This is a genomic window from Citrobacter sp. LJND-P06 (assembly GCF_058188415.1).
Genome location: NZ_CP187317.1, coordinates 51,519 through 66,349 on the forward strand (window position 1 = coordinate 51,519; position 14,831 = coordinate 66,349).

At 54.6% G+C, this 14,831-nt stretch carries 11 protein-coding genes; 2 read left to right on the forward strand and 9 right to left on the reverse strand.

Features of this window, described 5'->3' with window-relative positions; all coding sequences use genetic code 11:
- Nucleotides 1-284 precede the first annotated feature (284 nt).
- Both ACO7SM_RS00250 and xanP read right to left on the reverse strand, forming a co-directional pair.
- Nucleotides 285-2,009 carry an AsmA family protein gene (locus ACO7SM_RS00250; protein WP_490469248.1) on the reverse strand — a complete coding sequence of 575 codons (1,725 nt, stop codon included), beginning with the start codon at nt 2,007-2,009 and terminating at the stop codon, nt 285-287.
- Between the two features lie 121 nt (nt 2,010-2,130).
- The gene (gene xanP, locus ACO7SM_RS00255; RefSeq protein ID WP_192614080.1) at nt 2,131-3,522 is read right to left on the reverse strand and encodes a xanthine/proton symporter XanP; all 1,392 of its coding nucleotides are present in this window, start codon (nt 3,520-3,522) and stop codon (nt 2,131-2,133) included.
- 226 nt (nt 3,523-3,748) lie between these two features.
- Between xanP and gltS the strand changes: the two genes are divergently transcribed.
- Complete coding sequence (gltS, locus tag ACO7SM_RS00260) at nt 3,749-4,954, forward strand: sodium/glutamate symporter (RefSeq protein ID WP_490469249.1); 1,206 nt, start codon at nt 3,749-3,751, stop codon at nt 4,952-4,954.
- A 41-nt stretch (nt 4,955-4,995) separates the two neighbouring features.
- On the opposite strand, the gene recG is transcribed toward gltS, so the two are convergent.
- The 5 genes from recG to gmk form a co-directional block, all read right to left on the reverse strand.
- Nucleotides 4,996-7,077 (reverse strand): ATP-dependent DNA helicase RecG, encoded by a 2,082-nt coding sequence (gene recG / locus ACO7SM_RS00265; RefSeq protein ID WP_490469250.1) that lies wholly within the window; start codon nt 7,075-7,077, stop codon nt 4,996-4,998.
- Nucleotides 7,078-7,890, reverse strand: a complete 813-nt coding sequence (gene trmH, locus ACO7SM_RS00270) for a tRNA (guanosine(18)-2'-O)-methyltransferase TrmH (RefSeq protein ID WP_490469251.1) — start codon at nt 7,888-7,890, stop codon at nt 7,078-7,080.
- Nucleotides 7,891-8,018: 128 nt separating this feature from the next.
- On the reverse strand, nt 8,019-10,130 hold the full coding sequence (gene spoT / locus ACO7SM_RS00275; RefSeq protein ID WP_490469252.1) for a bifunctional GTP diphosphokinase/guanosine-3',5'-bis pyrophosphate 3'-pyrophosphohydrolase: 2,112 nt from the start codon (nt 10,128-10,130) through the stop codon (nt 8,019-8,021).
- 18 nt (nt 10,131-10,148) lie between these two features.
- Nucleotides 10,149-10,424, reverse strand: coding sequence for a DNA-directed RNA polymerase subunit omega (gene rpoZ / locus ACO7SM_RS00280; protein WP_000135058.1), 276 nt, complete (start codon nt 10,422-10,424; stop codon nt 10,149-10,151).
- 54 nt (nt 10,425-10,478) lie between these two features.
- The gene (gmk, locus tag ACO7SM_RS00285; RefSeq protein WP_203359566.1) at nt 10,479-11,102 is read right to left on the reverse strand and encodes a guanylate kinase; all 624 of its coding nucleotides are present in this window, start codon (nt 11,100-11,102) and stop codon (nt 10,479-10,481) included.
- Nucleotides 11,103-11,358: 256 nt separating this feature from the next.
- Here gmk and ligB point away from each other — a divergent pair, with 256 nt between their 5' ends.
- The gene (ligB, locus tag ACO7SM_RS00290; RefSeq protein WP_490469253.1) at nt 11,359-13,044 is read left to right on the forward strand and encodes an NAD-dependent DNA ligase LigB; all 1,686 of its coding nucleotides are present in this window, start codon (nt 11,359-11,361) and stop codon (nt 13,042-13,044) included.
- Here the strand turns inward: ligB and ACO7SM_RS00295 are convergent.
- Together ACO7SM_RS00295 and ACO7SM_RS00300 are read right to left on the reverse strand one after the other, a co-directional pair.
- Complete coding sequence (locus tag ACO7SM_RS00295; protein ID WP_162382369.1) at nt 13,041-13,658, reverse strand: trimeric intracellular cation channel family protein; 618 nt, start codon at nt 13,656-13,658, stop codon at nt 13,041-13,043. The genes ligB and ACO7SM_RS00295 overlap by 4 nt on opposite strands.
- Nucleotides 13,659-13,915: 257 nt before the next feature.
- Nucleotides 13,916-14,779: a YicC/YloC family endoribonuclease gene (locus ACO7SM_RS00300; RefSeq protein WP_490469254.1), complete on the reverse strand. Its 864-nt coding sequence runs from the start codon at nt 14,777-14,779 to the stop codon at nt 13,916-13,918.
- Between the last annotated feature and the right edge of the window lie 52 nt (nt 14,780-14,831).

Below are 14,831 nucleotides of genomic sequence, written 5' to 3' on the forward strand. Positions count from 1 at the left end.
CGGTTCGTGGATTTGGTTTTGTAGGCCGGGTAAGGCGAAGCCGTCACCCGGCTTTTTTGCTGGCACCAGAGCCTAAAATTGCCCGGTGGCGCTGCGCTTACCGGGCCTACGGTTCGTGGATTTGGTTTTGTAGGCCGGGTAAGGCGAAGCCGCCACCCGGCTTTTTTGTTGGCACCAGAGCCTAAAATTGCCCGGAGGCGCTGCGCTTACCGGGCCTACGGTTCGTGGATTTGGTTTTGTAGGCCGGGTAAGGCGAAGCCGCCACCCGGCTTTTATGCTGGCATTCAGGGCTGGGGTGACGAAGAAGCCGCAGCGGGAACTACAGCAGAAACCGTCGACACCACGCCACCTGTCATCGTCTGCTCTATCTGCTGCTTCTCTGTATTCAGTGCGTTTAACTGACCGTTCACCGTGGGTTTCAGCGGCGAATCGGCCTGAACAGTACCGCTGGCGGTGAGCTGGATATTCCCGTCGCCAGAAATCGGTAACGCTGGCCAGCCCCACGCTTGCAGGATGTTCACCGGAACACCTCGCCCGTTCAGGCTTACCTGGGTCTGGCGTTGCGGCACCTGCGAAACGCTGGCGGTGGCTTCCAGTAATCCTCTCTCGGTGTAGCCGCTCAGTTCACTGATGTTAATCGTACTGCTGTTCGCCGTCAGCGCCAGAGAAGGGCGACGTACATCAACGCGATTAAACGTGCCCACCGCGGCGTTGAGGGTGGCGTTCCCGCTCCACACGCCCCACTGATGGTTCTGAACCAGCCCCAGGTTCGCGCCGTAGCTGTCCAGCGCAGTGAGCTGCCACGGGAAGGTGGAATCAACATCAATCACCAGATTGCGGCTGGCGCTGAATTTCTTCAACGTCAGGCTGTTGAGCCAGCCGGGTAATGGTTGCATCCACAACTGTTTCCAGTTTGTCGGCAGTGTGTATTCCAGCCCGGCAATGGCCGTATCGTCGAGAACAAGGGCTTTGTCGGAACGCTGCCAATGGCCGGATGTGCGAACCATGCCACCTTCCCAGCGGGTGGTGAACTGACGTAGCGCGATGCCGTGCGGGGAGAATTCAGCATTTAAGATGGGATCGAACAAATGCAGCGAACCGTAGATGAACTCGCTGGCATTCATCGACAATTTGCCCTCCTGCGTCTGCCAGTCATCTTTGCTGAAGGTCAGATTGCGCAAGCTGAGGTCAAGATCGGTGACTGCCCAGTCCGGGCCTTGCAGGCGTGCGTCTGTGACTTCAAGACGGCCAATTTGCAGGGACGGGATGCTGGTGAGCGGCGCAAAGAATTCCGCCAGTACTTTGTCGCTTTGTAAGCGGATGTCGTTCAGACGAAGGCTATCAACAATCCAACTGCCGTCTGCATTTCGTCGCGCCACGCCGGTTAATGCGCCACGTGCGACATCTGCGCCAATGTTGCTAAGCGTCACCTGTTCTTTGTCGATACTGCCTTCAATCAGCACGTTAGTGGCAGGAACGTCGTTCAGGGTTAGCGAACCTGCGCTGAGCTGGATCTGCGCTTTGCTGCCAAGCACCCGTCCCGCTTCAGGAGCCCAGGGGATCACGCCACCGTCCACCCGTTGCGCACTCAGGTTCCACTCACTGCCGGGACTGTTGAACGCCATCTCGTGCAACTCCAGGCGATCGGCCCGGAAGGGAAGCGGCGCCGTTTGCGAGGAGATATTCAGCGTCCCGTCTTTAAGCAGGATGGTGTCAACATGCCGGGGATCGGTCAGTTGGCGGCTACTGAGTCCGATATCCACGGTTTTGGCGACTAACGTGGCGGGTTGACCATCCCGGCCAAAGGTGACGTTCTCCAGCAGGATGTGGGAAGGGGAGGAAAAACGGTGATCCATCGCATCAAAGGCCACGTGGTAGCCGCTATTTTCAGAGATCCAGTTGCTGACGCGTTCTGCTCCCCAGCGGGTTTGCAGCAGAAAATAGAGGCCGAGAAGCACCACCAAAAAGGCTGTCAGCACGTAGATAAGCAGCTTTCCAATAATTTTCATGGTCTTCCATCCCGCGAAGTGCACATAACTGAGTTATGCACGATTTAGGCGTAATCCTCAAGGCGGGAATAGTGAAAGAGCGTTTCAGTGGCGGCGATTGTCGATCGCCGCCACATTCCGCTTACGGCTTTTCGGGGGGGAAAATCAGGTTCAGAACGATCGCGGTAATACCGCCCGCAGCAATCCCGGAGGAGAGCAGGTTTTTCACCCAGTCCGGTGCAAATTGCAGGATCAGCGGCTGTTGGGAAACGCCCAGACCCACCGCCAGCGAAAGAGCGATAATCAGGATAGCGCGGCGGTTCAAGGGTTCGCGAGACACGATACGCACCCCGGAGGCGGCGATGGTGCCGAACATCACGAGAGTCGCGCCGCCGAGTACCGGTTCTGGAATGTGTTGCACAAAACCGCTCACGGCCGGGAACAGGCCCAGGACAATCAGCATCAGCGCGACCACAAAACCAACATAGCGGCTGGCAACGCCCGTCAACTGGATAACACCGTTGTTTTGTCCGAAACAGGAGTTCGGGAAGGTGTTAAACACCGCAGAAACAAACGAGTTCAGGCCGTTAGCCAGCACCCCGCCTTTCAGACGTTTCATATACAGAGGCCCGGAAACGGGTTGCTCAGAAACATCGGAGGTGGCGGTAATATCGCCAATGGTTTCCAGTGAGGTGATCATAAAGACCAGCATCAGCGGCAGCAGAAGATTCCAGTCAATGCCCAGCCCGTAATACAGCGGCGTCGGCACCATGATGACATCCTGGGTGGTCGGTGCGGTATTTTCCGGCAGCATGCCCATAAACCAGGCCATTGCGTAGCCTGCGGCCATGGCGATCACCAGCGAAGCCACTCGCAGGTAAGGGTTACGCTGACGGTTAAGCAGAATGATCAACGCCAGTACGACGCCCGCCAGCAGCAGGTTTTTCGGCGAGCCGAAGGTGTTGTCGTTCATCGCGGCATAACCACCGCCGATGGACGTCAGGCCGACCTGAATCAGCGACAGCCCGATGATCATGACGACCACGCCGGAAACCAGCGGGGTGATGATACGACGCGCCAGATGCAGTACGCGGGAGAGAATCATTTCGGTGCAGCTCGCCAGCATCAGTGTGCCGAACAGCGCCGCCATCATGGTGGGAACGTCTGCGCCCCCGGTTTTCAGCGCCGTACCGCCCATAATCAGCGGGGCGACAAAGTTGAAGCTTGTTCCCTGAATCGAGAGTAACCCCGAGCCTACCGGACCCCATGCTTTAATTTGAATAATAGAGGCCACACCGGAGGCAAACAGCGACATACTGATAATGTGTTGAGTATCCTGGGCCGGTAAACCGAGCGCCTGGCAGATTAACAGCGCGGGCGTGATGACGGCGACGAACATTGCCAGCAGATGCTGAGACGCGGCAAAAAGAGTTTGAGGAAGCGGCGGACAATCTTCAAGACGGTAAATCAGTTCGCTGTTTTGAGTCTGCGCAATCGGTTGCGCATTTTCTGACTCGACAGTGTTAACAGACATCAGAGGCAATCCCGTGGTGTAAAAGCGGGCATTTTATCCGACCAGGGGGCAAAAGCAAACGTTTGCCAGGTGTTATTCTTAATATTTAAAACAGATAAAATCACCTTTTTATATAACTTTTGTACCTTTTCTGATTAAAATCCATGCCGATTACTCGTTAAGAGCTGAGAAATGGCCGAGGAATACATCGTTCGCGATGAGCGATGCGTACTTAAAGGAGCTTAATATGTTTCATCTCGATACTTTATCGACACTTGTTGCCGCAACACTGACGTTGCTGCTGGGACGCAAGCTGGTCCAGTCTGTCTCCTTTCTGAAGCAATACACCATTCCTGAACCCGTTGCCGGTGGATTACTGGTGGCAATCGCCCTGTTGGTGCTGAAAAAGAGCATGGGCTGGGAAATGGATTTTGATATGAGTCTGAAAGACCCGTTGATGCTGGCGTTCTTTGCCACCATTGGTCTGAACGCTAACATTGCCAGCCTGCGTGCGGGTGGGCGAGTTGTTGGCATCTTCCTGATCGTGGTGGTGGGTTTACTGGTGATGCAAAACGCCATCGGCATCGGTATGGCCAGCCTGTTGGGGCTGGATCCGTTGATGGGGTTGATTGCGGGTTCAATTACGCTTTCGGGTGGACACGGCACCGGCGCGGCGTGGAGCAAGCTGTTCATCGAACGTTATGGCTTCACCAATGCGACGGAAGTGGCAATGGCGTGCGCAACCTTTGGTCTGGTGCTGGGTGGGCTGATTGGTGGCCCGGTGGCGCGTTACCTGGTGAAGCACTCCACCACGCCAGACGGTATGCCGGACGATCAGGCTGTGCCGACAGCGTTTGAGAAACCGGACGTTGGGCGCATGATCACCTCACTGGTGCTGATCGAAACCATTGCGCTTATCGCCATCTGTCTAACCGTCGGCAAAGTGGTTGCCCAGATGTTGGTGGGAACCGTGCTGGAACTGCCGACATTCGTCTGTGTACTGTTCGTCGGCGTGATCCTCAGTAACGGTCTGGCGCTCGCGGGCTTTTATCGCGTGTTTGAGCGGGCGGTTTCGGTGCTGGGCAACGTGAGCCTCTCACTGTTCCTGGCGATGGCGCTGATGAGCCTGAAGCTGTGGGAACTGGCTTCGCTGGCGTTGCCGATGCTGGCGATTCTTGTGGTGCAGACGATCTTCATGGCGCTGTACGCCGTGTTTGTGACCTGGCGCATGATGGGTAAAAACTACGATGCCGCTGTGCTGGCTGCTGGGCATTGTGGTTTTGGTCTTGGCGCGACGCCGACGGCGATTGCCAATATGCAGGCGATTACCGAGCGCTTTGGTCCGTCGCATATGGCGTTTCTGGTGGTGCCGATGGTGGGGGCATTCTTCATCGATATCGTCAACGCGCTGGTGATTAAGCTGTATCTGTTGTTGCCGATTTTTGCGCAATAAGGACAATGCGGCGGTGTAAAAACCGCCGCGCTGTTTGAGTCTCAGGCGTTGGAGTAACGTTCGGTTTCCGGCATCCAGCGCTCGATCAACGCCGTAGCCTGTTGTGGGTAACGTTCGTGAATGTGGCGCGCAATGCGCTGAACTTCCGGGATGATGGCCTGATCACGCAGTAAATCCGCCACTTTAAATTCAGCGCTACCCGTCTGACGGGTTCCCAACAATTCGCCAGGCCCGCGGATCTCCAGATCTTTTTGCGCAATCACAAAACCGTCGTTGCTGTCGCGCAGAACCTGCAGGCGTGTCTGCGCCGTTTTTGACAGGGGAGATTTGTAGAGCAGAACGCAGTGCGACGCCACTGCGCCACGGCCTACGCGCCCGCGCAACTGGTGTAATTGCGCAAGCCCCAAACGCTCCGGGTTTTCAATAATCATCAGGCTGGCGTTGGGAACATCCACCCCCACTTCAATGACGGTGGTCGCAACCAGAAGATGAAGTTCACCCTGCTTAAAGGCAGCCATAATCGCCTGCTTCTCGGCGGGTTTCATTCTCCCGTGCACCAGACCAATGTTCAGCTCCGGCAGGGCAAGTTTTAGTTCTTCACTCGTGGCTTCCGCCGCCTGCGCTTCTAACAGATCCGACTCTTCAATCAACGTACAGACCCAGTAAGCCTGGCGTCCTTCGTGGGTGCAGGCGTTACGCACCCGGTCAATAATATCGCTGCGGCGGGTGTCAGGAATGGCGACCGTGGTGACCGGCGTGCGCCCCGGCGGCAGTTCGTCGATCACCGAAGTGTCGAGATCGGCATACGCCGTCATCGCCAGGGTGCGTGGGATCGGTGTCGCGGTCATGATCAACTGATGCGGGTGGAAGCCCTGCTGTTGGCCTTTTTCCCATAACGCCAGTCGCTGATGCACGCCAAAACGGTGCTGTTCGTCGATAATCACCAGCGCCAGTTTGTTAAACTGCACCTGTTCCTGAAAAATAGCGTGAGTGCCGACCACCATTTGTACCTGACCGCTGGCGATGGCGTCCTGTTGCGCAAGACGTGCCTTCCCTTTTTGTTTACCCGCCAGCCAGCCCACTTCAATGCCAAGCGGGGCAAACCAGAGGCGGAAATTAGTGGCGTGCTGTTCAGCAAGCAGTTCGGTCGGCGCCATCATCGCCACCTGTTTGCCGTGGGCAATCGCCCGCAGCGCGGCGAGTGCCGCAACCAGCGTTTTACCGGAGCCGACGTCACCTTGCACCAGACGCATCATCGGCACATCCAGCGCCATGTCGCGTTCGATTTCCGCCACCACGCGCGTTTGCGCTCCGGTCGGTTTAAAGGGCAGGGAAGCAAGAAAACGATTTTTGAGTTCGCCTTGCGCACTGAGCGACAGCGCGTGATATCGCTGCGCTCCGGCGCGTAGCGCCAGCATACTTAGATTGTGCGCCAGTAATTCTTCCAGGATCAGTCGCCGCTGCGCCGGGTGTTGCCCGGTTTCCAGGTCGCTAAGCTGGAGCGACGGCGGCGGACGGTGCAGGGTACGTAATGCCTCCGGCAGACTCATCATGCCCTGTAGAAGTTCTGGCGGTAACAGTTCGGCAATGGCGCAGGTATCAAGTAAATCCAGCGCCTGGTCGGTGAGTTTGCGCAGCGTCGCCTGCTTTATCCCTTCGGTGGTCGGGTAAACGGGAGTGAGCGTCTCCTGCAACTCCGGCGTACTGAGATCGCCCTGAACGCGGTATTCCGGGTGGAACATTTCTGCTCCATATTTTCCGCGCTTTGCTTCTCCGTAAGCCAGTACGCGGCGACCTGTTGCCAGGCTGTTTTTCATTGCCGCACTGAAATTGAAAAAACGCATTGTGAGGATGCCGGAGCCGTCGCTGATCTGACAGGTCATCATCCGGCGGCCGCCAAACGTGATGTTGCAGTTCAGCACTTCCCCTTCTACGGTGGCATAAACGCCCGGTAGCAGCTCGCCTATCGGATAGAGATGAGTACGATCTTCGTAACGCAGTGGTAGGTGCAGGAGGAGATCCTGGACGGTATGCAGGCCAATTTTCGCCAGTTTACTGCTTTGTGCTGCACCAACGCCCGTTAGCGAACTGAGCGGAACAGCATCTAACAGGCGTCCTTTCATTTACGCGTTATCCTTCCTGCTGCCTCTTTGCTGGCTGCATTCACTCACGCCGGTCACATCGTTTTCTATGCTCCCGGAGATTTGTTCATTTGCCGCCGCGATGCAACGTGAATGATTTTGCCTGATATTGGAGGCCTGCATGGTTGCCCACCATGCGGCATCGGCTTCAATTTCGCCTTGCGCATTCACATGGGGGTAAGGCAGGCCTTTGCGTTTAGCCACGTTCGCCAGTACCGGATAACCGCCTTCAAACAGCAGACGCTGCTGCTCGTCTTCCGGCAACATACTGTTTTCACGTCGGTACATGCCCGCGTTTTGCCGCTGGCGCTGTGCTTCGTAGAGAATCAGTGCCGAAGCGACGGAGACGTTGAGTGACTGCACCATGCCAATCATCGGGATGATGATGTCCTGATCCGCAAGGTCTAGTGCTTCTTGCGTGATGCCGGTTTTCTCTTGTCCCATCAGAATACAGGTCGGGCGGGTGTAATCAATTTCGCGGAAATCGACGGCTTTGTCCGAAAGGTGAGTAGCCAGAATCTGCATGTCCTGGCTTTTCAGGTGGGAGACGGCGTCGCTAATGGTGCGGTGAGTCTTCACCTGCACCCAACTGTTGCTTCCCGCCGCCGAAGAGGCCATGGTGCGCATACGGCTACCCGGCCAGACGGCGTGGACTTCATGTACGCCAACGGCATCTGCGGTACGGATAATCGCAGAAACGTTATGAGGTTTATGGACCTGCTCCATGCAGACGGTCAGGTCAGGCTGGCGCCTGGCGAGCATCTCGCAGATACGCGCATAACGCTGTGCATTCATAGACGCTTCTTCCTTCAAATTGCCCCGGCGTTGGCGGCACTCACTCACCTCAGTCTCGTACTTCTGTACGTTCCTGGGGATTCATTCGCTTGCCACCTTGCTGCAATTCGAATGATTTTGTGTATAAGTTAATTTCGGTTACGGGTGACTTTTATCACGTCCGGCATCACACGGATTTTGCGCATGATATTCGCCAGATGCACACGATCGCGTGCGGTGAGGCGAATAAAGGCGCTATAGACGCGACCATCTTTCTCTTCAGTATTCAAACTTTGAATATTGGAGGTGGTGGTGTTAATTGCCGCAGTCAGATTCGCCAGCGCACCCTGGTGGTTAAACATGTCCACCTTGATTTCAGCGATGAACTCCTGCTCCGTCTCTTTATCCCATTCGACAGCCATAAACTTCTCTGGCTCTTTCTGGTAACCACGGATGTTACGGCAGGACTCATGGTGAATAACCAGACCTTTTCCGGGGCTGACGTGAGCGATAATCGGGTCGCCGGGAATCGGGCGGCAGCATTTGGCGAAGGTGATCAGCACACCATCTGCACCTTTGATTGGCAGATGACCGTGGCTGGACTGCGCCGATGTGGTTGTCGATGCTTCGCCCTGCTGAAGATTCTTCGCCACCACGACGCTCATGGCGTTACCCAGACCGATTTCCGCCAGCAGATCGTCCAGCGTCGCGAGCTTCATGCGCTCAAGTTCACGCTGGATGCTTTCCTGCGGAATTTCAGCCAGTTTACGGCTGCCGCCTAAGGCATGATTCAGCAAGCGACGGCCGAGGCTCACGGAATCGTCGCGCTTGAGGTTCTTCAGCAACTGACGAATTTTAGCGCGCGCTTTCGAGCTGACGACAAAGTTAAGCCAGGCAGCATTTGGACGTGCGCCCGGTGCGGTAATAATCTCAACCGTCTGGCCGCTGGAAAGCGATTGTGACAGCGGATAGGGTTGACGGTCGACGCGCGCGCCGACGCAGGCATGACCAATATCGGTGTGTACCGCGTACGCGAAGTCGACAGGCGTGGCGCCGGCAGGCAGTTCGACAATGCGCCCTTCCGGTGTGAAAACGTAAATCTCATCCGGGAAGAGATCGGATTTAACGCTCTCGATAAATTCAAACGAACTACCGGCACTCTGTTGGAGTTCCAACAGGCTCTGCATCCAGCGCTGAGCGCGGATTTGCGCGGTGGTGCTGGTTTCGCCGTGCTCTTTATAAGCCCAGTGCGCCGCAACCCCCATTTCCGCCATCTGGTCCATGTCTTCGGTACGGATTTGTACCTCAACCGGAACGCCATGCGGGCCGATCATCGAGGTGTGTAAAGACTGATAGCCGTTCGCTTTTGGAATGGCGATATAGTCTTTCACGCGCCCTGGACGCGGCTTATAGAGGCTGTGCATCTGGCCGAGCACGCGATAGCACGTGTCGGAATCATGGACGATGACGCGGAACGCGTAGATGTCCATGATCGAGTGAAAACGCTGCTCTTTAAGCACCATTTTGCAGTAGATCGAGTACAGATGTTTTTCGCGACCGCTAACGCGACACGGAATTCCCGCTTCCTGCAAACGCCCTTCAATCTCTGAGAGGATTTTTTGAATCATCTCTTTACGGTTTCCGCGCGCAGCTTTCACCACTTCTTTAATAACGCGATAACGGTTCGGGTATAACGCTTCAAAACCCAGCTCTTCGAGCTCGGTTTTAATGTGATGAATACCTAAACGGTGCGCCAGCGGGCTGTAAATTTCGAGGGTTTCACGGGCAATGCGGCGACGTTTGTCCGGGCGTAATGAGCCCAGCGTGCGCATGTTATGGGTTCGGTCAGCGAGTTTGATGAGAATGACGCGGATATCCTGCACCATCGCCATAATCATCTTGCGAAAGTTTTCGGCCTGCGCTTCTTTCTTATCGCGGAACTTGAGTTTATCAAGTTTCGACACCCCTTCTACCAGTTCAGCAACGCTTTTACCAAAAAGCTGTTCCATGTCCTGGTAGGTGGCGGGAGTGTCTTCAATCACATCATGCAGCAGCGCCGCCATTAGCGTTTCATAGTCGAGTTTCATCTCGGCCAGAATGCAGGCAACGGCGACTGGATGGGTGATATAGGGTTCACCACTTGAACGTGTCTGTCCCTCGTGAGCGTCACGTGCAACGAGATACGCCTGCCGCAGACGCTTAATTTGGTCTTCCGGCAGGTAATGTTGAATCAGTTGATTCAGGCTTTCAAACAGATACAAGGGTGACCCGCTGAGTAATTAACGACGACCTTCAGCAATAGCGGTAACGGCTTGTAATTCAGCGGCTTCCTGCTCTTGCTGTTCCTGGCGCTCACGCACGTCGAGGATCTGGTTGTTGATCAGACCTTCTTCGATTTCGCGCAGCGCGATTACGGTAGTTTTATCGTTTTCTTCCGGTACGAGCGGATCCTTTCCGCCTACCTGCATCTGACGAGCGCGACGCGCGGCGACCAGTACCAGGTCAAAACGGTTACCAATTTTCTCTACAGCGTCCTGAACAGTTACGCGTGCCATACTTAAAATGCTCCACAGGTGAAGAAATGACTGGGCATGATACTGAATGTGGGTTCAGTCTGCCAACAGTTTGCTGATTAAAGCGTCATGACGCTGCTTTTGGCGGCTCATGCGCAGACGTTCGGCGCGAATGATAGTTTTCAGATCGCCGAGGGCGGTATCAAAATCATCATTCACAATGAGGTAATCATATTCGGCGTAATGGCTCATTTCTGCAACAGCTTGCGCCATACGTTTTGCAATGACTTCCTCGCTATCCTGACCGCGACCGCGAAGACGGCGGTCCAGCTCAATTTTGGACGGCGGTAAAATAAAGATACTGCGTGCCTGCGGCATCTTCTCACGAATTTGCTGGGCGCCCTGCCAGTCAATATCAAGAAAAACATCCACACCGGAAGCCAGCACTTGCTCAATGGCTTCGCGAGACGTGCCGTAATAATTACCGAACACTTCGGCATGTTCGAGAAACGCCTCTCTGCCAATCATGGTTTTGAATTCATCATGATTCACAAAGAAATAATGTTCGCCATGCACTTCACCCGGACGCGGAGCGCGTGTGGTGTGTGAAACAGAAACCTGGGTGTCATACAACGGTTGGGTTTTCAATAAAGCCTGAATCAGGCTGGATTTACCCGCGCCACTGGGGGCAGAAACAATATAAAGCGTGCCTTGAGCCATGAGTATCTTATGTATGTGATTGTCGAAAGAGAGCCTACATACGAGCTTATTATACACGTCGGCGCTATATGACGTAGTCCTTGTCACACTTTTTGCCTCTGATTATTGCGTTTTGCGTACCTTTTTCCTGATTTACCGTGAAATTACTGCAATGAGTGAAAATGACAGGAAGCCTGCTCGCAGGCTGTGCGTTTGCCGCTCGGTCGCTAAATCATTTTGCGCTATACCTGCCGGACAACGTGCAGCGGAGGTGCAAATGACATTATGGAAGTACATCGCAATCAGTGTATTGCTGTGCCATTCATCGGCTGGCGCGATTTGCCCCGCCTGGTCGACGGCCAGGGCGGAAGAGGAAATTGCCCGCTTAACGCGGCAAATCGCGCAGTGGAATGACATTTACTGGAAGCAGGGCGTTAGTGCGGTCGATGATACCGTTTACGACCAGCTCAGTGCGCAACTTACACAATGGCGACGCTGTTTTGGCGATGACGCCACGACAGACTCGCCTCCGCCACCAAAAAATGGCGCAATCTTGCATCCTGTTGCTCATACCGGTGTACGTAAGCTTGCAGATAAGCAGGCAATGCAGCAATGGATGCATCATCGAAGCGATCTGTGGGTTCAGCCGAAGGTGGATGGCGTGGCGGTGACGCTAGTGTACCGCGACGGCAATCTCATCAGGGCGATTAGCCGGGGAAACGGGCTGGAAGGTGAGGACTGGACGCAAAAGGTTCGCCATATTCCGTCTGTACCGCGCACCACAAAAGGAACGCTTGCCAATAGCATCCTACAGGGCGAAATCTTCCTGCTTCAGGAAAACCATATCCAGCGGCAAATGGGGGGAATGAATGCCCGCGCAAAAGTCGCAGGGATGATGATGCGTGCAGAGCCTTCTTCCTCGCTAAGCGCATTAGGCATTTTTATCTGGGCGTGGCCTGATGGCCCGCAGTCGATGCCTGAACGATTGCAGAAACTGACCGATGCGGGGTTTGGTTTAACGCAGCGCTATACCCAACCGGTGAGCAACGTCGATGAGGTTGATAAAGCGCGAGAGAGAGGGTGGACAACGAGCCTACCGTTTGCAACCGATGGCGTAGTGGTACGGATGGGGAAAGAACCAGACGCCCGAAGCTGGCTTCCTGGCGAAGGGGACTGGCTGGTTGCCTGGAAATACACTCCGGTGGCGCAGGTCGCAGAGGTCGCGGAAATCCTCTTCACCACCGGAAAAAGTGGGAAAACCGCAGTGGTGGCATCGCTTGTTCCTGTCATGCTGGACGATAAAAAGGTTCAGCGTGTCAATTTGGGTTCCGTCAGGCGTTGGGAGGAGTGGGATATCGCACCTGGCGACCGCATTCTGGTCAGCCTTGCCGGACAAGGTATTCCCCGTATCGACGATGTTGTCTGGCGGAGTACGCAGCGGACTAAACCAACACCTCCCGGAGGGCATTTGGGGCCGCTGACCTGTTTTTATGCCTCATCCGAGTGTCGGGAACAATTCATCGCGAGACTGGTTTGGTTGGGGGCGAAATTTGTATTGGATCTGGATGGTGTAGGAGAGGCAGGATGGCGTGCGCTTCATCAGACACATCACTTTGAGCATATATTTTCCTGGCTTGCGTTAACTCAGGAGCAATTACAGAACACACCTGGTGTAGGCAAAGAGAAAGGCGCGCAATTGTGGCATCAGTTCAATATGGCGCGCCGCCAGCCCTTTATCCGCTGGGTTATGGCGATGGATATGCCGCTAACGCAGGCGGCGCTTAAGGCCAGTGGTATTCGTTCGTGGGGGCCATTATTGACGCAGACAGAGCAATATTGGCGAATGCTGCCGTCAACGGGTGAGCGCCGCGCCAGAAAGGTCATTCAGTGGAGAGAGAACCCGGAGATAAAAACGCTGAGCCAGTGGTTAGCCGCTCAGCGTATTGCGGGATTTATGCCTTAGTGGCCTTCGTGATGATAATAAAACACGGGCAAACCCAGCTTGAGACGCAGCGCCAGCAATCTCGCGGTGAAGCCAAAGATCAACGTGGAGATAACGACCACATCATGGCTGGAGACGTAGTGCTGAAGCGCGATGTAAAGCACGGCAGAAGCAAACGACACACCGGCGTACAGCTCTTTCTGGAAGACGAGGGGAATGCGTTTACAGAACATGTCACGCAGTATGCCGCCAAATACGCCGGTGGTCACTGCGGCGACCACCGCAATGATCGGGCCATGACCCATATCCAGCGCAACCTGAGCGCCGATGATGGAAAAGACCACTAAACCAAGCGCATCGAGCAAAAGGAATAATTTGCGCAAATAAGGCATGACGGGGGCAACAATGGTTGTTAGAACCGCAGCTGTCGTCACGATAATGACATACTCAGGATGCTTTACCCAGCCGAGCGGGTAATGCCCAAGCAAAATGTCTCGAACGGAGCCGCCGCCAATGGCGGTCGCGGTTGCAATGATGATGACGCCGAAGGTATCCATGCGACGACGACCTGCAGCAAGTGCGCCCGTCATGGCTTCTGCGGTAATGCCAATTAAGTACAAAACGTGTAACAGCATGCCTTCCCCCTGATTTACTGGGGATAAAGGTTAGCGATTTGTGCGCAGTATCACGATTGAGATTTTCTAAGGCGAGGTGATTTTAATAACTTTTTCTTATGCAATATTATAATATTCATCATATTTCACGCCTTTTCAGGTTCTGTGATTGAAAAAACATGATGAAAAAAACTAATAGGAAAAGAGGCGGGTGACTTGAAACAATGGAAAAACACGTAGCACCGCTTCATGTTTACGGGCTACGTGGTGAAAATGGCTTACTCGATGTTCTGAATCTGTTCGCGCATTTGTTCGATCAATACTTTCAGTTCAATGGCGGAATTAGTGACGTCTGCATTGATAGACTTTGATGCCAGCGTGTTCGACTCTCGGTTGAATTCCTGCATCATGAAGTCCAGACGACGGCCAACCGCCTCTTTTTTCTTCAGGATGTTGTAGGTTTCTTTTACGTGCGCTTCCAGACGATCCAGCTCTTCTGCCACGTCGATGCGTTGCGCCATCAGCACCAGTTCTTGTTCCAGGCGGTTATTTTCCAGTTGAACCTGTGCGTCTTCCAGCTTGGCCACCAGACGTTCTCGCTGCCACTGTAAGATCTCCGGCATGTGCGAGCGTACTTTGATGACTTCGGCGCTGACGCCTTCAAGACGTTGCTCAATCAGGGCTTTCAGAGCCTGGCCTTCGGTTTCGCGGGCGATGATGAAGTCGTCCAGCGTACCGTCAAGGGCGCTCAGGATTTCTGCTGCGATGGCGTCCAGATCCTGCTCCTGAGCGGCCATGACTCCCGGCCAGCGCAGAATATCAACCGGATTGATTTCCCCTTCATCACTCTGCATTTTGACCCAGTTAGCGGCGGTGACGAGTTGCTTTGCGAGCTTCTCATTCAGAATGAGTTCACCTTGCGCGCTGGCATCAGGTTCAAAACGCAACGTACATTCGACTTTACCGCGCGTCAGGCGCGTGCGAATACGTTCACGAACAACAGGTTCGAGGCTACGAAACTGTTCCGGCAGACGAAAATACGTTTCCAGATAACGCTGGTTTACCGAGCGCATTTCCCAGGTGGCGCTACCCCATTCACCCTTGATTTCACGCCGGGCGTAGGCGGTCATACTGCGGATCATAGACGTTCCTGTTTTGAAAGGAGAGATGGGGGGATTATAGCTATGCATGCCC